Here is a 19,283-nt window from a genome sequence, read left to right as displayed (position 1 = left end):
ATCATCATGGCAGAATTTAACAACGGCCCTCGTGGTGGTAGCGGCGATAACCGCGGCGGTGGCAATGACCGTCGTGGTGGTGGCAATGACCGTCGCGGCGGCAATGACCGCAAAGAGGAGTCGCGCACTGGTGACTCTGACCTGAAAGAGAAAGTGGTTGCTATCAACCGCGTAGCCAAAGTAGTAAAGGGCGGTCGTCGCTTCAGCTTCTCGGCCATCGTAGTAGTAGGTGATGGCAACGGCACCGTAGGTTACGGCCTCGGCAAAGCCAACGAAGTAACCGACGCAATTGCCAAAGGCATTGACGACGCGAAGAAAAACCTGGTGAAGGTGCCGCTGTATAAGCACACCGTTCCCCACATCATGGAAGGCAAATACTCAGGCGGCTTCGTGCTGGTTCAGCCAGCTGCGGCTGGTACGGGTGTAATTGCTGGTGGTGCTATGCGTGCCGTGTTCGAAAGTGCCGGTATCAAAGACGTACTCGCTAAGTCGAAAGGTTCGTCGAACCCCCACAACGTGGTAAAGGCTACCTTCGACGCCCTGCTGAAAATGCGCGACCCGATGCAAATTGCACAGGCTCGTGGCATCACCCTCGCTCAAGTTTTTAACGGTTAAGAGACGATGGCGCAGATCCAAATCAAACTCGTAAAAAGCGTTATCGACCGCCCCGAGCGTCAGAAGCGTACCGTGCAGGCCCTGGGCCTCGGCAAAATGGGTAGCACCAAGAGCGTGGAAAACACGCCCCAGGTTGCTGGCATGATCAAAGCCGTTCAGCACCTGTTGGAAGTAACCGAACTCTAGGAATCTCCCGAAAATGAATCTCAGCAATCTCAAACCTGCCGTAGGCTCTACCCGCAATGTCAAGCGCATTGGCCGTGGTACGGGTTCCGGCCGTGGCGGCACCTCGACGCGTGGCCACAAAGGTGCCAAGTCCCGTTCGGGTTACTCCAAGAAGTCGGGCTTTGAAGGTGGCCAAATGCCCCTGCAGCGCCGCGTACCGAAATTCGGTTTCAAGAACATCAACCGCGTGGAGTACAAAGCCATCAATCTGGATGTACTCGCTGGTCTGACCGAAGGTGGTGTAACAACTTTCGACAACGCCTACTTTGTGCAGGCTGGTCTAGCTTCGAAAAACGCCAAAATCAAAGTTCTGGGCCGTGGTGAACTCACCACTGCTGTAGAAGTTCATGCTCATGCATTCTCCAAGTCGGCTACTGAAGCCATTGAGAAAGCAGGTGGCAAAGCCGTGACGCTGTAAGTTCTTGTGGCGATGAAAAAGTTTATCGAAACGATAAAGAACATTTTTGCGATTGAAGATCTGCGTATGCGGATCTTCAATACGCTTTTTTTCATTGCCATCTACCGGTTGGGCTCATTCGTGGTGCTACCGGGCGTCGACGCTACTCGTCTGAAAAGTGGTGGAGCTTCAGGGGTGTTTGGTATTCTGGACACGCTGCTTGGTGGTGCGTTCAGCAATGCCTCCATCTTTGCACTCGGTATCATGCCATACATATCGGCATCTATTGTACTGCAGCTTCTCACTATTGCAGTTCCGTATTTTCAGAAACTGCAAAAAGAAGGAGAGTCGGGCCGCAAGAAAATCAACCAGTACACGCGCATCCTTACGATTCCGATTGTAATGGCGCAGTCGGTTGGCTTCATTGCCACCATCAGTGCTGACGCAATCCTGGAGCCTGGTACGTTCTTTACCATTTCCACCATGCTCATCATTACGGCCGGAACGCTGTTTTGCATGTGGCTGGGAGAGAAGATTACGGACAAGGGTATTGGCAATGGCATTTCCATGATCATTATGATCGGGATTGTGTCGCGCCTGCCCGGTGCCATTATCGGTGAGGCTGCTGCCAAAGGCATGCGTGGCTCGTTGATCTTCCTAATTGAGCTGGTAGTGCTGTTCCTTGTGGTAATGGCTGTTATCGTTCTGACACAGGCAGTGCGCCGGATTCCAGTGCAGTATGCCAAGCAGGTTGGTAGCACGGCCCAGTTGAATGCTCAGCGGCAGTTTATTCCGATGAAAGTGAATGCGGCCGGCGTAATGCCGATCATTTTCGCCCAGTCGTTGATGTTCGTGCCTGCTATCGTGGCTTCGGTTTGGCAGAACGACAGCGACTTGGCCAGCTACATCGGCGTGAAGTTTTCGGACTACACTTCGTGGCAGTACAACGTGGTATTCGCGACGCTCATTATTGTCTTCACGTACTTCTACACGGCTATCAGTGTCAACCCCAACCAGATTGCGGATGATCTGAAGCGTAGCGGTGGTTTCGTGCCCGGCGTAAAGCCTGGCCGCGACACGTCGGAGTATATCGATGAAGTGCTGACCCGAATTACCTTGCCTGGTGCTGTGGCGCTGGCTTTGATTGCCATTTTCCCGGCGCTAGCCTTGCTAGGCGGCGTTACGCGTCCGTTCTCGGCCTTCTACGGCGGTACTTCTCTTATTATTATGGTAGGGGTAGTGCTGGATACGCTCAACCAAGTAGAAAGCTACTTGCTGATGCGCCATTACGATGGCATGATGAAAACCGGTAAAGTACGTGGCCGTTCGCAGAACATTGCTCTGGCTTCGTAAGCAGCTATGATTGTTTACAAGACCGAGGAAGAAATAGAATTCATGCGAGCCAGTGCGAAAGTGCTGGCGCAGGCCCACGGAGAAGTGGCCAGCATTATCCGGGAAGGAATTACAACGCGAGAGCTGGATCAGCGCGCCGAAGAATTCATCCGGGACAACGGTGGGTCTCCTTCTTTCAAAGGCTATAATGGATTTGAGTACAGCCTATGCATTTCACCCAATGCGGTAGTAGTACACGGTTTCCCGAGTGACTACACGCTGAAAAGCGGCGACATCGTTTCGGTTGACTGCGGAGTTTTGCTCAACGGCTACCATGCCGACAGTGCTTACACCTACCCAATTGGGGAGGTAGCACCAGAGGTATTGCAACTGCTGGAAGAAACAAAGAAGTCGCTGTATCTCGGTATCGAGCAGGCAGTGGCGGGCAATCGGATGGGCGACATCAGCTATGCCATTCAGAACCATGTTGAAAAACAGGGTTATGGAGTGGTTAGGGAGCTAGTCGGTCATGGGATTGGCAAGAAGCTGCACGAGCGGCCGGACGTTCCTAACTACGGTAAGCGTGGCTCGGGGCTAAAGCTGCAAAATGGCCTCACACTGGCAATCGAGCCAATGGTGAATCTGGGAACGAAGAGCGTGATACAGGAGAAAGACGGCTGGACCATCCGGACCAAGGACTTCAAACCTTCCGCGCACTTCGAGCATACGGTAGTAGTACGAAAAGACAAGGCGGAAATACTTACCTCCTTCGAATACATAGAAAAAGCCTTACAGTAGCCTTATGGCCAAACAAACTTCCATTGAGCAGGACGGAGTCATTCTGGAAGCCCTTTCCAACGCCATGTTCCGCGTGGAACTGGAAAACGGTCACCAGCTAATTGCCCACATTTCGGGCAAGATGCGGATGCACTACATCAAGATTCTGCCGGGAGATAAGGTAAAGTTGGAAATGTCGCCCTACGATTTGTCGAAGGGCCGAATTGTGTACCGTTACAAATAACCCGACGACATGAAAGTCAAAACCTCGGTTAAGAAGCGTAGTGTTGACTGCAAGCTGGTCCGCCGCAACGGCAAGCTCTACGTTATCAACAAAAAGAACCCCCGCTACAAACAGCGTCAGGGCTAGACATCTGGAAGTTGGGGACTCGGGCCTCAGAGGACTTGGTTTTTGAAGGAAAACTGTCCTAACCGAAACCAGGTCCCCAAGACCCTAACTCGCCAAAAACCCAAACTCAACACATGGCTCGTATTGCAGGGGTAGACATCCCAGACAACAAGCGCGGTGAAATCGCGCTGACCTACATTTTCGGCATTGGCCGTCCATCTGCTCAGCAGATCCTTACCAAAGCAGGCGTTGACCTGAATAAGAAGGTGAAAGACTGGACGGAAGCGGAAGCCGGTGAAATCCGTAGCGTAATTGCTGCTGAATTCAAGACCGAAGGTGTGCTGCGCTCCGAAGTGCAGCTCAACATCAAGCGCCTCATGGACATCGGTTGCTACCGGGGTCTGCGTCACCGTAAAGGTCTGCCAGTTCGTGGTCAGCGCACCAAGAACAACTCGCGTACTCGCAAGGGCAAGCGTAAGACCGTTGCTGGTAAGAAAAAGGCTACTAAATAACCCGTAGTGGGAATCGTTGCCTGCTCTGATACGTTCGGGGCAGGCAACAACACCTCCCGCATATTTTTGCGATAACCAAATGGCACAGAAGAGAAAAGACAAAGCCAAGAAGCGCGTTGTCGTTGTCGAGCCGGTAGGCCAGGTTCACATCAAGGCCTCGTTCAACAACATCATCATATCCATCACCAACAACAACGGCCAGGTTATTTCCTGGGCTTCGGCTGGTAAGATGGGTTTCCGCGGTTCCAAAAAGAACACGCCTTACGCTGCTCAGATGGCTGCTACCGACTGCGGTAAAGTAGCTCATGACTTGGGCATGCGCAAGGCTGAGGTGTTCGTGAAGGGCCCGGGCGCAGGCCGCGAGTCGGCTATTCGTACGCTGGGTAACGTGGGTATTGAGGTAACGACCATCAAGGACGTGACGCCGCTGCCCCACAACGGCTGCCGTCCCCCCAAACGTCGTCGCGTTTAGTTTATTGAACAGGCTGGTGCTGCCAGCCACCGGTGTCGGGTTTCTGATGCGCCTTTTCACCCCTGCAAGGTGCGCCTCCGGAGCCCGACACGCGCGGTTCAACCCCCTCAACACTCAACAACCCCGAAATGGCACGTTATACTGGTCCTAAAACCAAGATTGCCCGTCGCTTTAATGAGCCGATCTTCGGCCCAAGCAAGGCACTCACCAAGAAAGCATACCCTCCCGGCCAGCATGGCCGTGGCCGTCGTAAGAAGCAGAGCGAGTACGCTGTCCAGCTGATGGAGAAGCAGAAAGTGAAGTACATGTACGGCGTGCTGGAAAAGCAATTCGAGAACCTGTTCCACAAAGCTGCTACGCTGCCCGGCATCACCGGCGACAACCTGCTTGCTTTGCTGGAGTCGCGCCTCGACAACACGGTGTACCGTCTGGGCATTGCTCCAACGCGCCGTGCTGCTCGTCAACTCGTGCTGCACAAGCACATCACCGTCAACGGTGATGTAGTAAACATTGCTTCGTACAAACTCCGCGCTGGTGACGTTGTTGCCGTACGTGAGAAGTCGAAGTCGCTGGAAGCTATTACCACGAGCCTGAGCGCCCGCAACGCGCGTGCTTTCTCGTGGCTGGAGTGGGACGGCAAAGACATGGTGGGCAAGTTCCTGAACGCCCCCGCCCGTGAGCTGATACCGGAGAAGATCACCGAGCAGCTCATTGTCGAACTGTACTCGAAGTAATTTTGGAACGGCCCGGACGCCCGGGCCGTTTCCTTGCTTCGACCTTTTTAATTGGATTCAGGTATTGGGTAATGGGTATCAAGGCGCTCTAAGAGGTCTTTTTACTCACTACCCATTACTCAATACTAAAAACCGCCCCACTTATGTCAATCTTAGCTTTTCAAATGCCGGAGAAGGTGGTGATGGAGAAATCCGACGACTTCTACGGAACGTTTGAATTCAAACCGCTTGAGAAAGGCTACGGCGTCACGATCGGCAACGCTTTGCGCCGCATCCTGCTGTCGTCGCTGGAGGGCTATGCCATCACGTCGGTTCGCACCAGCAGCGTCCTGCACGAGTTCATGACCATCGAAGGCGTGATTGAGGATATGTCCGAAATCATCCTCAACCTGAAGCAAGTGCGCTTCAAGAAGGTGAGCGACGCCATCGAGGACAAGATTACGGTGCGCATCAAAGGCCAGGAGACCTTCACGGCCGGCGATATCAGCAAGTTTACCAACGGTTTCCAGGTGCTGAACCCGGACCTGGTGATTTGCCACGTAGATGCCAACACCGAGCTGGAATTCGAATTCACGATCCAGAAAGGCCGCGGCTACGTTCCTGCAGAGGAAAACAAGCCTGCCGATCAGGTTTTCGGTCAGATTGCCATTGATGCCATCTTCACGCCTATCAAGAACGTGAAGTACAGCATCGAAAACACCCGCGTTGAGCAGAAGACCGACTATGAGAAGCTCCTCATCGAGATTCACACGGACGGTTCTATTCACCCGGAGGATGCGCTGAAAGGCGCCGCCAACATCCTGATTCAACACTTCATGCTGTTCTCCGACAGCACCATGACCTTCGAAACGGCTAAAGCCGAAGAAGAGGAAACGGTAGACGAGGAGACGCTGCACATGCGCAAAGTTCTGAAGACGCCGCTGGCGGATATGGACCTGAGCGTACGCGCTTACAACTGCCTCAAGGCCGCCGATATCAAAACCCTCGGCGACCTAGTGCAGCTGGACATGGCGGACATGATGAAGTTCCGCAACTTCGGTAAGAAGTCGCTGACCGAGCTGGAAAACCTTGTAGAAGAGAAAGGCCTGAACTTTGGCATGGATCTGAGCAAGTACAAGCTCGACGAAGAATAGACAGCAAAAGGAAAGTGTGCTGAATGTGGTTGATGTGCTGGTCACATATTCCGCTTCAGCACATTTTTTATGCCTGTACATTCCGTACCTTTGCACTCCATTTTCACACTTTCATAACCAGTGAGCCCGAAGGGGCGACGGTTCTAATGAGAAAGGTGCCTCACAGCAGCTTTTCCGCCGTGGTCGTCGTCCGCAAGCTTACACATCTCTTTTTTTATGCGTCACGGTAAAACCATCAACCACCTCGGCCGCACGGCCTCGCACCGCAACGCCATGCTTTCGAACATGGCCTCGTCGCTGATCCTGCACAAGCGTATCACTACGACGGTTGCTAAAGCTAAAGCGCTGCGCAAGTTTGTAGAGCCCCTGCTGACTAAGGCTAAAAACGACACGACGCACTCGCGCCGCCTTGTATTTGCCGTACTGGAGCAGAAGGACGTGCTGAAAGAGCTATTCGGCGACGTAGCAGCTAAAATTGCTACCCGTCCCGGCGGTTACACTCGCATCATCAAGCTGAGCGAAACCCGTCTGGGTGACAACTCGCAGATGTGCATCATTGAGCTGGTTGACTACAACGAAACCATGCTGGAAGCCAAGACAGCTGGTGAAGCCAAAACCACTACGCGTCGTTCGCGCGGTAAGAAAAAGGCCACGGCTGCTGAAGGCGAATCGTCGGCAGAAGTAGTGGCTGAGAAGCCAGCCAAAGCGGCCAAAGCTGCTGCCACGGAAGTTTCGGCTCCTGAAGATACAGCTACCGAAACGCTGAAAGACGGCGAGACCCGCGAGGAGAAAGCTGCCGAGTAGTCGGACCTGGATTACGATATAAAAAAGGGACGCTCCATCTGGAGCGTCCCTTTTTTTTGCTTCTATGGCGAGTAGCGGTGCTTGAAGTTCGTGGCTGATTTTCCAGGCTTCATTGGAATTTTGCAAAGGTTCAGAAGGTAGGGCCTGTATTGCTGAGCTGTCTGGGCGTGGTTTGGGTATTCGTTTCACCTAAACTTCTGCTGCCATGAAAGCATTTTTTCTCACCCTACTTCTGCAATTCGCATTTGCAGGCCACGCCCAGCAACTGAGTGCGGTTAGCGGGCGGGTGGTGGATGGTAAAGGGCTGGCGGTTCCTTTTGCGTCCGTAGTGTTACGGCTGCTAGCAGATTCAGCAGTTGTGCAGGCGATGCAGGCTTCGGATGCGGGGCGCTACCAGTTGGCGAACGTGCCAGTGGGGCGGTACTGGGTAGAGGCTTCAGCTGTGGGGTATGGAAACGGACGGAGCAGCGTGCTGCAAGTGGTGGACAGGACGTTGGTGGTACCGGATATTCAACTGGCTGCAACACCCCAGCTGTTGCGCGAGGTGCAGGTAGTGGGGCAGAAGCCGCTGCTGGAAATGACAGCCGGCAAACTGGTGGTGAACGTAGCCGGTAGCCTCACGGCGGGCAGCACGGCATTGGAGGTGCTGGAAAAGGTGCCGGGGTTGCTGGTGCTCAACAACCGCATCAGTCTGGCCGGGCAGGAAGGCGTGCTTATTCAGATTGACGGCCGCACGACGCAGTATACCGATGTGGTGGGCGTGTTAAAGGATTTCCCGAGCAGCACTATCGAGCGAATTGAGGTGCTGACGCAGCCCGGCGCTACGCACGATGCGACAGGTGCGGTGGGCATCATCAACATCATCCTGAAGAAGAACACTGACTTAGGTACCAACGGCACACTGACCACCAGCGGCGCTTATGGGCGCTTTGCCAAAGCTGGCGCGTTGCTGGACCTCAACCACCGCGCCGGCGCCCTGAACATATTCGGGACTGCCAGCTACAACCAGCGCCAGACGTACGAGCAGCTGAATACAGAGCGGCTGGATACAAAATCCGGCATCCGGTATAGGCAGCAAAGCTACCAGCCGCGGCTAACGCACGTACCCACCGTACGCCTTGGGGCCGATTATAGCCTGTCTCACCGCCAGACGCTGGGCGTGCTGCTCAATGGCTACACCAACCGTACGCAGCTAAATGCGCAAAGCAGCACGCTAGCCAGTAACGGCGTGGATGTCTTCACAGCTAACAACACGAGCCGCACCACCGATTCCTACGCTGGCAACCTCAACTACAAAGTGCTGCTCGATACGCTAGGTTGCGAGCTGACGGCCGATGTGGACTACTCCCGCTACGCAACGACCAGCTTGGGGCTACTGACCAACACCGTGCAACTGGGGGACATTGAGGAGCAGCAAGTCTTGCGCAACAACCAGCAAACCCGGATCCAGCTGGCGTCTGCCAAGGTGGATTATCGGCATCCGGTTGGTGCTAATACCAAGCTGTTGCTAGGAGCTAAAATCAGCGAAGCCCGTATCTGGAGTGTACTGGACCTGACTGGCGGAGATGCTGGCCGACCGGACCGGTTTCGCTATACAGAGAGCATTAGGGCGGGCTACGTGCAGGGGGAAGGGACGCAGCTGGGTGTGACGTGGCAGGCGGGTTTGCGCGGCGAGTATACAGCGGCTGTGGGTACAGCGGCTACCAGTATCCGCCGCGCGTACGGGCAGCTGTTTCCAAGCATAAGCATCGATAAGCCGGTAACGAAGGCGCTGGGGGCCACTATGGCTTATAGCCGCCGCATTGGCCGCCCCAGTTATCAGGACCTGAACCCTAACCTGGTGTACCTCGACCCATATACCTCGCAACGCGGCACCCCCTTGCTGAGGCCCCAGTTTACAGGCAGCTACAAACTGTCCGTGACTTACCAGAAGCAACCGTTTTTGGTACTTGGCTATAGCCGCACCCGCAACGCCATCAGCCTCGTAACGGCTACCGAGGACAGCGCCATCTACTCTACGTCGGCCAACCTGGATAATCTGCGCAGCTACAATGCCACGCTGAATCTGCCGATTACCTACCGCAAGCTGCTGACCGGATACGCCGGCGTAACAGTGTTTTACAACGAATACCTGAGCGAATATCTGGGCAGCACTTACCGGGCCGGCCGCACAGCGGCCACCTTCTACGGTCAGGCCAATGTGCAGCTGCCGCAAACCATCAAGCTGGAAGCATCTGGCTTCTACCAGACGGCCGGCCTCAACGGCCTGATACGATTCCGTGGGTTCGGGGCGCTCAATGTGGGGCTGCAGAAAACGCTGTGGCAGGACCGGGCCACTCTGCGCCTGGGAGTCAACGATGTACTGTTTTCCAACCGGCAGCGCGGCACCGTCCGCTACCAAGACCTGGACGTGCAGTTCCAAAGCTTCAGCGAGAGCCGGCAGGTGCGGTTAAGTGTAAGCTGGAAGCTCGGCAACCAGCAGCTTAAAGCGGCCCGCAAGCGCATGACTGGCCTGGAGGAAGAGCGGGCGCGCGTGAAAACCGACAAAGAATAGCATCTTTCCAGCCTGTTACTGCGCTCCGTCATGTCGTTCACGTTTCAACGCCCCAGCCGATCCGATTTGCTGCTGGTACTGGTATACTGGCTGCTGGCTGCGCCTATCATCTTTTTCAGCTACCTGCAGCAGTTTGGGCTAGCACGGGCGGCGCCCACTATTCTCTACACCATTGGCCTCGATACGCTGGCTGTATACGTGCTGGTATTCGGGCTGCTGCCCTTGGCGTTGGGCCGCCGCAGCCCGTGGGTGATACTGGGCATGCTGGTGGTGTTTGTAGTGCTCGATGCTCATTTGTACTGGCTGGGCTACTCGCTGCTGCTCAGCAGTGAGCCCCTGCACTGGCAGGCCTCGGGCATATTGAATCTGGTGATGAAGCACACGCAGAGCTACGGCATGCTGGGAATTCTGATGGCGGGCAAGCGCTATTTTGATGTGCAAAAACGCCTGCTGCAAACCCAGCAGGCCCAGACTGAAAGCGAGCTGCGCAACCTCAAAGCCCAGCTCGACCCGCACTTTCTGTTCAACAACCTCAACGTGCTGCGCGGCCTCATTCAGCATGACCCCGCCGAAGCCAACGAATACCTCAGCCGCTTTGCCAACCTGTACCGCTTCCTGATTCGACACAAAGACGATGACTTCGTGACGTTGGCTGAGGAGCTACAGTTCGTGAACGAATACGTGTACTTGCTGCGCCACCGCTTCGGGGCGGCCTATACGTTTCGGCAAGAGCTGCCCCCGGCATCTGAACTGCACCAATTGTTGGTAGTGCCCGGTACGCTGCAGCTACTGGTAGAGAATGCCATCAAGCACAATGCCGGTGATGAAGATAATCCGTTGTTGATTTTGATTCAGGTGTCGGCCACTGAGCTTAGCGTGCAGCACCCGCGCCGCGCCAAGCTCACTCCAATCGATTCTACTGGCTTAGGGCTAGCAAATCTGCGGGAGCGGTACCGGCTGCTGTTTGGCAAGGAAATTCGGGTGGCAGATTCCGCTGAACAGTTTGCGGTGGTGGTGCCTGTGCTGCGGCAAAGCCGGGCGTGGTCGGCAGCGTGAGGAGCAGGTGTGCAGTGGCTTATCATGCAGAACGTCCTGCTGAGCGTGTCGGAGCATCTCTACCGCTGGCTATCATCCTGCAAAGCGCAGGGGCCTGCCAGCGTAACAGATGATCTTACCACACTAGTGAGATGCGCCGCTCAGCAAAACGCTCGGTATAACAGGCTGCCTGACGTTTCTTTATCCGTGAAGTACCCGCTATGAACATTCTGATTCTGGAAGACGAGGAACTGGCTGCCCGCCAGACGGTGGAGTTTCTGCAGCAGGCTGGGCTGGCCACCGAAGCGCCGCCCGTGCTGCGTAGCGTGGAAAAAGCGCTGACGTGGCTGCAGACGCACCCCATGCCAGACCTGCTCTTTTCTGATATCGAGCTGCTCGATGGCAATGTGTTCAGCCTCTACGAGCGGTTCCGTGTGAGTTGCCCTATCGTCTTCACCACTGCCTATGACCAGTTTTTGCTGCCAGCTTTCCGCGGCAACGGCATTGCGTATCTGCTGAAGCCCTTCAGCTACGAGCAGTTCCGCGAGGCTCTTGACAAGTACCAGTTTCTGCGGGGCAGCTTTACCGGGGCCACAGCCCTGCCGCCGGCGTCCGCACTAAGCCCGGAAGTGCTGCGCGAGCTAAGTGAGGCGCTGCGCCAAAACAACCAGCCGCACTACAAACAGCGTTTTTCGGTGCGGATGCGCAACGGCCTCTACGTGCTGCAGGTAGATGATGTGGCCTACGTGCAGGCCGACGAGGGCGTGACCTTTGCCGTAGACGCGGCCGGCACGCGCTATCCGCTTAGCGGCACGCTCACAGAGCTGGAGCGCCAGCTCGACCCCACGCGTTTCGGCCGCCTGAACCGCTCTGAGCTGGTGAACATTGCGTTTGTGGAGCGGGTAGAGTCGTATTTCAACAATCGGCTGGCCGTGAAGCTGCGCGGCAAGCCCGACCTGACGCTGACCACCAGTGCCGCGCAGACGCCGGAGTTCCGCAAGTGGCTGGAAGGGTAGGGAAGCTCTAACGAGAAGTCTGGCAGCCGAAGCGTGTGGCCAAGGAAACAGGCAGGCTGTTGCAGCATGCGCTTTTTCCGGTGCTGCCTTTGCATCCGAGGGATTATAGCTGGCCTAAAAGTGGCAATTCAGTACCTTGCCACTGCAATACCGCCTTGGGCCCGCTGGCCGGCTCCGGCGCGGCATCCTCGTATTTTCCCTCAACCCCAACCTTCCCCTCATGAGCATTATCACCGAAATCCACGCCCGGCAGATTTTTGATTCGCGCGGCAACCCGACCATTGAGGTAGATGTGACCACCGAAAGCGGTACTGTGGGCCGCGCCGCCGTTCCTTCGGGCGCCAGCACTGGCAAGCACGAGGCGGTGGAGCTGCGCGACAACGACAAGAGCAAGTACATGGGCAAAGGTGTGCTGCAGGCCGTGGACAACGTGAACAGCAAGATTGCCGAAGAGCTGATTGGCTTCTCGGTGTTCGAGCAGGGCTTGCTCGACAAGATCATGCTGGAAATGGACGGCACGCCCAACAAGGCGAATCTGGGTGCCAACGCCATTCTGGGCGCTTCGCTGGCCATTGCCCGCGCGGCCGCACAAGAAGCCGGCATGCCGCTGTACCGCTACGTAGGCGGCGTCAACGCCACCACGCTGCCCGTGCCGATGATGAACATCCTCAACGGTGGCTCGCACGCCGATAACAGCATCGACTTTCAGGAGTTCATGATCATGCCGGTGGGCGCTCCTTCGTTTTCGGAGGCACTGCGCTGGGGCACTGAAATCTTTCATCATCTCAAGGAAGTGCTCAAGAAGCAGGGCTTCAGCACCAACGTAGGCGACGAAGGTGGCTTTGCCCCCAACATCAAAAGCAACGAAGACGCCATCAAGATTGTGTTGCAGGCCATCGAGAAGGCCGGCTACAAGCCCGGCGACGACGTGATGATTGCCATGGATGCGGCGGCTTCCGAGTTCTATTCCGATGGCCACTACCACTTCAAGAAGAGCACCGGCGACAAGCTGACTTCGTCGGAAATGGTGAACTACTGGACCGACTGGACCAAGAAGTATCCTATCATCAGCATCGAGGATGGTATGGACGAGGACGACTGGAGCGGCTGGAAGGCCCTTACCGACAGCATCGGCTCAACCACCCAGCTCGTGGGCGACGACTTGTTCGTGACCAACGTAAACCGCCTGCAGCGCGGTATTGATGAGCAGATTGCCAACGCCATCCTCATCAAGGTAAACCAGATTGGTACGCTCTCCGAAACGATTGATGCCATCAACCTGGGCCGCCGCAATGGTTACAAGAGCATTATGAGCCACCGCTCCGGCGAGACAGAGGATAACACCATTGCTGACCTGGCTGTGGCCCTGAACACCGGCCAGATCAAGACCGGCTCCGCGTCGCGCTCCGACCGGATGTCGAAGTACAACCAGCTGCTTCGCATTGAAGAAGAACTGGGCGAAGTAGCTTACTTCCCCGGCCGTAAGATGTAAGTCTGCGTTTCGCTACAGCAAGCAAAAAGCCCGTCTGAGACTTCTCAGACGGGCTTTTTGCTTGCTGTGCCCGCCTGTTTGCTGCTTGCTGAGCGGGTGGCGGTTGGTGTCAGGGGAAAACGACGAAAAAAGGGCTGATGCCTTTTCCTGCGCGCTGAAATTTTGTTGGATATTTACGGTTCCTCACGGCTCTAATTACAAGCTGCTCATGGTAAAACACGTACTATTCGTCTGCTGGCTGCTGATTGGGCTGGTTGGTTCAGGGCAAGCGCAAAACCGGCCGGATCTGGTGGTAGTCGCACCATTTACGTTGCCTGCTGCTGTGGAAGCCGGTGGTGTGTACCCAATGGCCGCACACATTCGCGTCAATGGCAATCAGGGAGCGGGCGCGCAATTTAACTGCGTTGGCTACTACCTGTCGGCCAATACCACCTGGGATGCCAACGACGCCTATCTGGGAGCCAGCTGCCAGGGGCTGCTGATGGCAGGACAGTCTGGCCCGACGTCCATTACAGCCACCATCCCGCCCCTGACCACTACGGGCAGCTACTACCTGGTGCTGGTAGCCGACCCACTGAATGCCGAAGTGGAATCAGACGAAACCAACAACGTGGTTACGTTTCCGGTGCAGGTTGCACAGGGCACACCGCGGCTGCCCGATCTGGAGCTGTGGCGGCCGTCTATTTCCTTTAGTGTGGTGCCTGCCGGCGGCAGTACGGGCGTTTTCTCCTTTATTGCCAACCGGGGTACTGGTGCTGTTGGGGCGTGTGAAGTGGGTTTCTATTTGTCGGCGGATACCGTTTTTTCGGCGAGTACGGATGTGTTTATGGGGCAGATTATCAGTGGAAGCCTCCCAGGAGTCAGCAATGGCTCGACGGGCGCGCTTACTATCTTTTCGGCTCCTGCGCTGGGCGTACCCGTCACTACTGCGCCCGGCGCCTACTACCTGCTGCTGGTAATAGATCCACGCAACCTGATAGCCGAATCCAATGAGCGCAACAATTCGCGGGCGCTGCGGCTGGTGGTGCCTGGGGCGTTATCAACCACTGGTGCCATGCTGTCCGGCGCCTTGCAGGTGTACCCCAACCCGGTAGCCAAGGGTGACGGCCTAACGATACGAGTGGACGCAGCAGGCAAGGCAGCAAACTTGCTGCTAGTGGATATGATGGGGCGGCTGGTGATGCAGCAGCGTGTGCTTCCAACGCAGGTAGTAGCGCAGTTTGATACCAGAAACCTACCGGCAGGCACTTACACGCTTCAGCTGCTACTGCCTGATCGGGAAGCAATAAGCCGCGTGGTGATTCAGTAGGCAAATGGGCCGGCCTGGAAAAGTGCTTGCTGGATAAGACGGATGGTGCAGGCGCAAGGAAGGCGAAATGCCACCATCCAATGCGCGCAGCTGGCCCTCCCAATCTGCTGTAAATGCTTGTATCTTTGAGTATGCAACTCTCCGACCTAACGGCGCGCGTGCCGCGCTTTCTGCGCAGCTTCTACTTCTACACCGGGCTCGGGTTTCTGGTCTGGATGTTCGTTTTCGACTCCAACGACTTGCTGAAGCAATACGACATGTACGCTAAGCTGCAGGAGCTGCAAACCGAAAAACAATATTACCTCGACAACATTGAGGTAGTAAAGCGTGAGCGGGCTGAGCTGCTAAGCAGCCCGGAGCTGCTGGAAAAATTCGCGCGGGAAAAATACCTTATGAAGCGTCCTGGCGAAGACGTTTTCGTGCTGGTTCCTCAGGAGCAGAAATAAGCAGGGCGCTTCGTGGCGCTAAGTTTGCCGTATGCGGAGCATGAGTAGTACCACGTTCCGTTGTTTTTGCTGGGTGCTGAGTGCTTTGCTGGGAGCTGCCGGCCCCCTGAGCGCGCAGCAGCCAGCGCCTGTAGTAGCTTGGCCTGTATCCCCAGTTGTTTCATCCCAGATTCAGGTGGCGCGGCAGTTTCTGCTGGCTGTGCTGGAGGGCAACTATCCGGCGGCCTACACCTTGCTCGCCCCCGAAGTCAGCCAGCACATACCCCTGGCGCGGTTTCAGGCCACGGCCGCGCCACTCTATCAGCAGGGTCAGCGCTACCAGCCCACCATCGACCTCTACAAATTGGGTTTCCGCATCAGCGCCGACAATACGACCCGCACTTTTGTGGCCTTCCTGTTTCGTAGCGATACGCTTGCTGCTCGCCCGCACCTGCAGCTCGACGTTACCTTCCGTGATACCACCGCCCGGCAGGTGCTCAGCTTTGGCCTGGTGCCGCTGGGAGAAGGGAGGAAGTGACGTGTTAAAAATAATCCAGAATGTCATTCCGAGCGGAGCAAGGAATCTCGCTAGTGTGGTAGAATCAGTTACTACACTGGCGAGATTCCTCGCTCCGTTCGGAATGACGTTCTGGATTTGTCCTCTTCATTACCCAATATCATCCCGGCAACGAAATCTTCCCCATGCTGACAGCTGGTACCCGCTGCCGCCCTGCTCCAATAGCCACCGGCTGACCGGCTACCGCCTCGTTTGCCAGCACTGCAAACAGAATAGCTTCTTTGGCGTCGGGCAGAATACCCAGGGCCTCTGTGGTGGCAAAGTGGCACGCGGGTAAATGCCGTTGCAGGGCTGCGTGCAGCGCCGGATTATGGGCGCCGCCACCGCTACTGTATACTGCCAGTGCGGGCTGTAACCCAAATACCTGCTGCGCGGCCCGCGCCACACCGGCCGCACTAAGCTCTACCAGCGTCGCCAGCAGGTCTTCCGTTCTTAGCTGCTGCGTGCCGGTGCGCTCTTGCGCCTGTTGCAGATAGCTGGCCCCGAATAGCTCGGGACCAGTGGTTTTGGGCAGCTCGGCGGCAAAGAAAGGATGGTCGAGTAAAGCGGCCAGCAATTGAGGGTGCACCTGGCCGGCCAGCGCCAGCCGGCCGTCTTCGTCGTAAGGCAGGTGCGGGTAATGAGCCCGGACAGTGGCGTCAAGCAGCGTATTGCCAGGGCCCGTATCGGTGCTGAAGGCTGTGCTGGCATCGTGGCCGGTGCGCGGCAGGTAAGTGAAGTTGGCGATACCGCCCAGGTTGAGCAGCAGCCGCTTCTCGGTGGCACTACTGAGCAGCAGATAGTCGCCGTAGGCAGCCAGCGGAGCGCCTTCTCCACCAGCAGCAATATGCTTTTGCCGGAAGTCGCTGAGCGTAATAATGCCCGTGCCCACGGCCACCTGGTCGCCGTCGCCGAGCTGCAGTGTAGCGTTGCGGCCCATAAAATCGGGGTGCTGGTGCTGATGAGCCGGCACGTGGTACACCGTCTGGCCGTGGCTGGCAATCAGGTCAACCTCTGCTGGTGCAATCTGCCATTCCCGCAGGCAGCGCAGCACCATATCGGCGTGCAATGCGCCTAGCCAGGGGTGAAGCAGGGTTAGATACTCCAGGCTTACTTGCCCTGCAACGCCTCCCGCAAATACTGCCCGAATACGGCGGCGCACCTCATCATCGTAAGGCACAGTAATAAACTGCTCCAGCTCCAGCCGGGTAGCCGTGCCGTGCCCGTGCAGCTGGCACAGCGCCACATCCAGCCCATCCAGCGAAGTGCCCGACATCAACCCAATAATGCGGCGGCTAGGTTGCTGAGCCAATTGATACAGGTGCTGAAGATGTACGTTCATAGTGCTTTTGTGCCGTTTACTACCGCAGACAGGATGCTCTGGTAAGGTGAAACTTTTTTTGTACTGTTTAGTGCTGCCAGGTGTAGCTCAGGCTGGTGCAGCTGCCCAAGCCAAAGTAAGCAAAAATGCCCTGCCGCTTGCGGCAGGGCATTTTTGCAAATCGGAAATGCGAAGGTTCAGCCGCATTGGCGCGAAAGGTATGTGCCAAGAGCAGCGAGAATGACTACTCAATCTTCTTGCCGGTCATGGCCTGCTTAATGGAGATATTCATCACCCGCTCGGCGTAGGGGCTGGTGAGGGCTTCGAGCTCGTCTACGGCTTTAAGGATGGTGTCCTTGTCGCGGGTTTCCAGCGACTCGCGCAGGCGCTGGGTGGCAGCGGCAGTCTGCGTGATTTCGTCTTCAGTGAGGTGGAGCTGGTTTTTCTCCACGAAGCGCTCCACTTGGTAGAGCATCTGCTCGGCCACGGTGCGGGCCTCAATCACCATGCGGGCCGCTACGTCTTCGCGGGCGTGAGTGAGCGAGTCCATCAGCATCTGCTCTACCTGCTCATCCGTCAGGCCGTACTGGGGCTTGATTTCCACGGCCTGGCGCGTGTTGGAGCGCAGCTCAATGGCCTCCACCTTCAGAATGCCGTCGGCGTTCAGGATGAAGTTCACATCCACCTTGGGCAAACCGGCGGGCATAGCCGGGATGCCGCGCAGATCAAACTCGGCCAGCTTGCGGTTTTCCTGCACCAAATCTCGCTCGCCCTGATACACCGAAATCTTCAGGTTCACCTGCCCATCCACGCTGGTGGTGTACTGGCGGCCGGCCTTAGTCGGAATTTTGGAGTTACGCGGAATGATGGGGTCCATCAGGCCGCCCAGCGTTTCGATGCCGAGCGTGAGCGGCGTCACGTCGAGCAGCAGCACGTCGCGACGGTTGCCGGCCAGGATGTCGGCCTGAATGGCGGCGCCCAGCGCTACCACCTCGTCGGGGTTGAGGGAGTTGTTGGCGGGCTGCTGGAAAAACGTGGAAACCGAATCGTACACCAGCGGCACCCGCGTGGAGCCGCCCACCAGCAGCACGGCGTCGAGGTCAGCGGGCGTGAGCTTGGCATCGGCCAGGGCCTGGCGGCAGCTAGCCAGCGTGCGCTCCACCATCGGTCCGATCAGCTCGTTGAATTTTACCTTGCTGAGCGGCAGCCTGGTGCCATTGAAATCAGCTTCGAAGGTGTCGTGCTGGCTGAGTTGCTTTTTGGCTTCCTCAGCCAATAGGCGCAGCTGCTGCTGCGTTTCGGCGCTCTGGAAAAGCGCCGTGGTAAGCTGGTACTCACTGGCCCAATGGTCGTAGATGGCGCGGTCCAGGTCGTCGCCGCCCAGGTACGTGTCGCCGTTGGTGCTCAGCACCTCGAATATGCCCTGCTGAATGCGCAGGATGCTCACGTCGAAGGTGCCGCCGCCGAGGTCGTATACGGCCACGGTCTTTTCCTCGTCGGGGCTCAGGCCGATGCCGTAGGCCAGCGCGGCGGCTGTAGGCTCGTTCACGATGCGTAGCACCTCCAGGCCCGCCAGGCGGCCGGCGTCGCGGGTGGCCTGGCGCTGCGAGTCGTTGAAGTAGGCCGGCACCGTAATGACGGCTTTGTTGACGGGCGTTTTCAGGGCGTGCTCAGCGCGGGCGCGCAACTCCCGCAGAATCTCGGCCGACAGCTCGATAGGGGAGTAGAACTTATCGGCAACCCGGATTTTCACTAGGCCTTCCGAGTTGTCATCGATGACCTTGTAGCCCAGCTCGCGGGCATGCTCGCCCAAGTCTTTGTAGCTCTTGCCCAGCAGGCGCTTCACCGAATAAATGGTGTTTTCAGAGTCGGTAAGCAGGTATTGCTTGGCGTCGGTGCCCACAATGGGCGTTTCGCCACCCTGCGGAAAGTGCACCACCGACGGCACGATGGTGCCACGGCCCTGGTCGTTGATGGCGCGGGGCTGGCGCGTGTCGGGCTGAATGTAGGCTACCAGCGAGTTGGTGGTGCCCAAATCGATGCCGACAATGATTTCTTCCTGCTGTATGCTTCCGGTGGAAAGGTTGATTGCGACTTTAGCCATAGCGAAAAGACAGCGCGCCAAGCAGGCGCGCACGGTGAGGCAAAACGACGCAGGCAGGAACAACCAGCCTGGCACGTAATGGCCCCAAAAGTACGGAAGAAAACCCGCCCGCGGCCCGGTC

21 protein-coding genes are annotated in these 19,283 nt (G+C 56.8%); 19 read left to right on the top strand and 2 right to left on the bottom strand.

Features of this window, described 5'->3' with window-relative positions:
* The first annotated feature begins 6 nt into the window (after nucleotides 1-6).
* The 19 genes from rpsE to H8B14_RS02665 all read left to right on the top strand — a co-directional run bounded on the left by rpsE (nucleotide 7) and on the right by H8B14_RS02665 (nucleotide 15,719).
* Nucleotides 7-615 carry a 30S ribosomal protein S5 gene (rpsE, locus tag H8B14_RS02755; RefSeq protein ID WP_244535860.1) on the top strand — a complete coding sequence of 203 codons (609 nt, stop codon included), beginning with the start codon at nucleotides 7-9 and terminating at the stop codon, nucleotides 613-615.
* Between the two features lie 6 nt (nucleotides 616-621).
* On the top strand, nucleotides 622-801 hold the full coding sequence (gene rpmD / locus H8B14_RS02750; protein WP_044016046.1) for a 50S ribosomal protein L30: 180 nt from the start codon (nucleotides 622-624) through the stop codon (nucleotides 799-801).
* Between the two features lie 13 nt (nucleotides 802-814).
* Entirely contained in the window at nucleotides 815-1,258 is a 444-nt protein-coding gene (gene rplO / locus H8B14_RS02745) for a 50S ribosomal protein L15 (protein ID WP_187314080.1), read from the top strand.
* Nucleotides 1,259-1,270: 12 nt separating this feature from the next.
* Nucleotides 1,271-2,590 (top strand): preprotein translocase subunit SecY, encoded by a 1,320-nt coding sequence (gene secY / locus H8B14_RS02740; RefSeq protein ID WP_187314079.1) that lies wholly within the window; start codon nucleotides 1,271-1,273, stop codon nucleotides 2,588-2,590.
* A gap of 6 nt (nucleotides 2,591-2,596) precedes the next feature.
* Nucleotides 2,597-3,367: a type I methionyl aminopeptidase gene (gene map / locus H8B14_RS02735; RefSeq protein ID WP_187314078.1), complete on the top strand. Its 771-nt coding sequence runs from the start codon at nucleotides 2,597-2,599 to the stop codon at nucleotides 3,365-3,367.
* Nucleotides 3,368-3,371: 4 nt separating this feature from the next.
* Entirely contained in the window at nucleotides 3,372-3,590 is a 219-nt protein-coding gene (gene infA / locus H8B14_RS02730) for a translation initiation factor IF-1 (protein WP_022822146.1), read from the top strand.
* 9 nt (nucleotides 3,591-3,599) lie between these two features.
* Nucleotides 3,600-3,716: a 50S ribosomal protein L36 gene (gene rpmJ, locus H8B14_RS02725; RefSeq protein ID WP_044016053.1), complete on the top strand. Its 117-nt coding sequence runs from the start codon at nucleotides 3,600-3,602 to the stop codon at nucleotides 3,714-3,716.
* A 113-nt stretch (nucleotides 3,717-3,829) separates the two neighbouring features.
* Complete coding sequence (rpsM, locus tag H8B14_RS02720) at nucleotides 3,830-4,207, top strand: 30S ribosomal protein S13 (protein ID WP_044016055.1); 378 nt, start codon at nucleotides 3,830-3,832, stop codon at nucleotides 4,205-4,207.
* Between the two features lie 79 nt (nucleotides 4,208-4,286).
* Nucleotides 4,287-4,679 (top strand): 30S ribosomal protein S11, encoded by a 393-nt coding sequence (gene rpsK / locus H8B14_RS02715; protein WP_022822149.1) that lies wholly within the window; start codon nucleotides 4,287-4,289, stop codon nucleotides 4,677-4,679.
* Between the two features lie 128 nt (nucleotides 4,680-4,807).
* Entirely contained in the window at nucleotides 4,808-5,413 is a 606-nt protein-coding gene (gene rpsD / locus H8B14_RS02710) for a 30S ribosomal protein S4 (RefSeq protein WP_187314077.1), read from the top strand.
* 143 nt (nucleotides 5,414-5,556) lie between these two features.
* Nucleotides 5,557-6,546 carry a DNA-directed RNA polymerase subunit alpha gene (locus H8B14_RS02705; protein ID WP_185888792.1) on the top strand — a complete coding sequence of 330 codons (990 nt, stop codon included), beginning with the start codon at nucleotides 5,557-5,559 and terminating at the stop codon, nucleotides 6,544-6,546.
* A 216-nt stretch (nucleotides 6,547-6,762) separates the two neighbouring features.
* Nucleotides 6,763-7,350, top strand: coding sequence for a 50S ribosomal protein L17 (gene rplQ, locus H8B14_RS02700; protein WP_187314076.1), 588 nt, complete (start codon nucleotides 6,763-6,765; stop codon nucleotides 7,348-7,350).
* Between the two features lie 205 nt (nucleotides 7,351-7,555).
* Entirely contained in the window at nucleotides 7,556-9,904 is a 2,349-nt protein-coding gene (locus H8B14_RS02695; RefSeq protein WP_187314075.1) for an outer membrane beta-barrel protein, read from the top strand.
* A 30-nt stretch (nucleotides 9,905-9,934) separates the two neighbouring features.
* A complete protein-coding gene (locus tag H8B14_RS02690) occupies nucleotides 9,935-10,960 on the top strand; it encodes a sensor histidine kinase (RefSeq protein WP_187314074.1) in 1,026 nt (341 codons plus the stop codon).
* Nucleotides 10,961-11,160: 200 nt separating this feature from the next.
* A complete protein-coding gene (locus tag H8B14_RS02685) occupies nucleotides 11,161-11,955 on the top strand; it encodes a LytR/AlgR family response regulator transcription factor (RefSeq protein ID WP_187314073.1) in 795 nt (264 codons plus the stop codon).
* A 220-nt stretch (nucleotides 11,956-12,175) separates the two neighbouring features.
* On the top strand, nucleotides 12,176-13,447 hold the full coding sequence (eno, locus tag H8B14_RS02680) for a phosphopyruvate hydratase (RefSeq protein WP_187314072.1): 1,272 nt from the start codon (nucleotides 12,176-12,178) through the stop codon (nucleotides 13,445-13,447).
* Nucleotides 13,448-13,655: 208 nt separating this feature from the next.
* The gene (locus tag H8B14_RS02675; RefSeq protein WP_187314071.1) at nucleotides 13,656-14,756 is read left to right on the top strand and encodes a CARDB domain-containing protein; all 1,101 of its coding nucleotides are present in this window, start codon (nucleotides 13,656-13,658) and stop codon (nucleotides 14,754-14,756) included.
* Between the two features lie 131 nt (nucleotides 14,757-14,887).
* Nucleotides 14,888-15,202, top strand: coding sequence for an FtsB family cell division protein (locus tag H8B14_RS02670; protein WP_187314070.1), 315 nt, complete (start codon nucleotides 14,888-14,890; stop codon nucleotides 15,200-15,202).
* Between the two features lie 40 nt (nucleotides 15,203-15,242).
* Nucleotides 15,243-15,719 carry a hypothetical protein gene (locus H8B14_RS02665; RefSeq protein ID WP_187314069.1) on the top strand — a complete coding sequence of 159 codons (477 nt, stop codon included), beginning with the start codon at nucleotides 15,243-15,245 and terminating at the stop codon, nucleotides 15,717-15,719.
* A gap of 139 nt (nucleotides 15,720-15,858) precedes the next feature.
* On the opposite strand, the gene H8B14_RS02660 is transcribed toward H8B14_RS02665, so the two are convergent.
* Nucleotides 15,859-17,079: an anhydro-N-acetylmuramic acid kinase gene (locus H8B14_RS02660; protein WP_187314068.1), complete on the bottom strand. Its 1,221-nt coding sequence runs from the start codon at nucleotides 17,077-17,079 to the stop codon at nucleotides 15,859-15,861.
* Nucleotides 17,080-17,302: 223 nt separating this feature from the next.
* Nucleotides 17,303-19,162: a Fe-S protein assembly chaperone HscA gene (hscA, locus tag H8B14_RS02655; protein ID WP_187314067.1), complete on the bottom strand. Its 1,860-nt coding sequence runs from the start codon at nucleotides 19,160-19,162 to the stop codon at nucleotides 17,303-17,305.
* Nucleotides 19,163-19,283 lie beyond the last annotated feature (121 nt).

Source organism: Hymenobacter puniceus (assembly GCF_014333525.1).
GTDB lineage: Bacteria > Bacteroidota > Bacteroidia > Cytophagales > Hymenobacteraceae > Hymenobacter.
Note: the sequence above shows the minus strand (reverse complement) of the source record. Positions and strands in the feature narration are given on the sequence as shown.

What these genes read in the sequence shown, in the direction of transcription:
- rpmD (WP_044016046.1), top strand. Translation starts at nt 622, where the DNA reads ATGGCGCAGATCCAAATCAAACTCGTAAAAAGCGTTATCGACCGCCCC.
- rpsM (WP_044016055.1), top strand. Translation starts at nt 3,830, where the DNA reads ATGGCTCGTATTGCAGGGGTAGACATCCCAGACAACAAGCGCGGTGAA.
- H8B14_RS02670 (WP_187314070.1), top strand. Translation starts at nt 14,888, where the DNA reads ATGCAACTCTCCGACCTAACGGCGCGCGTGCCGCGCTTTCTGCGCAGC.
- H8B14_RS02685 (WP_187314073.1), top strand. Translation starts at nt 11,161, where the DNA reads ATGAACATTCTGATTCTGGAAGACGAGGAACTGGCTGCCCGCCAGACG.
- rpmJ (WP_044016053.1), top strand. Translation starts at nt 3,600, where the DNA reads ATGAAAGTCAAAACCTCGGTTAAGAAGCGTAGTGTTGACTGCAAGCTG.
- infA (WP_022822146.1), top strand. Translation starts at nt 3,372, where the DNA reads ATGGCCAAACAAACTTCCATTGAGCAGGACGGAGTCATTCTGGAAGCC.
- eno (WP_187314072.1), top strand. Translation starts at nt 12,176, where the DNA reads ATGAGCATTATCACCGAAATCCACGCCCGGCAGATTTTTGATTCGCGC.
- secY (WP_187314079.1), top strand. Translation starts at nt 1,271, where the DNA reads ATGAAAAAGTTTATCGAAACGATAAAGAACATTTTTGCGATTGAAGAT.
- hscA (WP_187314067.1), bottom strand. Translation starts at nt 19,162, where the DNA reads ATGGCTAAAGTCGCAATCAACCTTTCCACCGGAAGCATACAGCAGGAA.
- H8B14_RS02660 (WP_187314068.1), bottom strand. Translation starts at nt 17,079, where the DNA reads ATGAACGTACATCTTCAGCACCTGTATCAATTGGCTCAGCAACCTAGC.
- rplQ (WP_187314076.1), top strand. Translation starts at nt 6,763, where the DNA reads ATGCGTCACGGTAAAACCATCAACCACCTCGGCCGCACGGCCTCGCAC.
- H8B14_RS02690 (WP_187314074.1), top strand. Translation starts at nt 9,935, where the DNA reads ATGTCGTTCACGTTTCAACGCCCCAGCCGATCCGATTTGCTGCTGGTA.
- rpsD (WP_187314077.1), top strand. Translation starts at nt 4,808, where the DNA reads ATGGCACGTTATACTGGTCCTAAAACCAAGATTGCCCGTCGCTTTAAT.
- rpsK (WP_022822149.1), top strand. Translation starts at nt 4,287, where the DNA reads ATGGCACAGAAGAGAAAAGACAAAGCCAAGAAGCGCGTTGTCGTTGTC.
- H8B14_RS02705 (WP_185888792.1), top strand. Translation starts at nt 5,557, where the DNA reads ATGTCAATCTTAGCTTTTCAAATGCCGGAGAAGGTGGTGATGGAGAAA.
- H8B14_RS02665 (WP_187314069.1), top strand. Translation starts at nt 15,243, where the DNA reads ATGAGTAGTACCACGTTCCGTTGTTTTTGCTGGGTGCTGAGTGCTTTG.
- rplO (WP_187314080.1), top strand. Translation starts at nt 815, where the DNA reads ATGAATCTCAGCAATCTCAAACCTGCCGTAGGCTCTACCCGCAATGTC.
- map (WP_187314078.1), top strand. Translation starts at nt 2,597, where the DNA reads ATGATTGTTTACAAGACCGAGGAAGAAATAGAATTCATGCGAGCCAGT.
- H8B14_RS02675 (WP_187314071.1), top strand. Translation starts at nt 13,656, where the DNA reads ATGGTAAAACACGTACTATTCGTCTGCTGGCTGCTGATTGGGCTGGTT.
- rpsE (WP_244535860.1), top strand. Translation starts at nt 7, where the DNA reads ATGGCAGAATTTAACAACGGCCCTCGTGGTGGTAGCGGCGATAACCGC.
- H8B14_RS02695 (WP_187314075.1), top strand. Translation starts at nt 7,556, where the DNA reads ATGAAAGCATTTTTTCTCACCCTACTTCTGCAATTCGCATTTGCAGGC.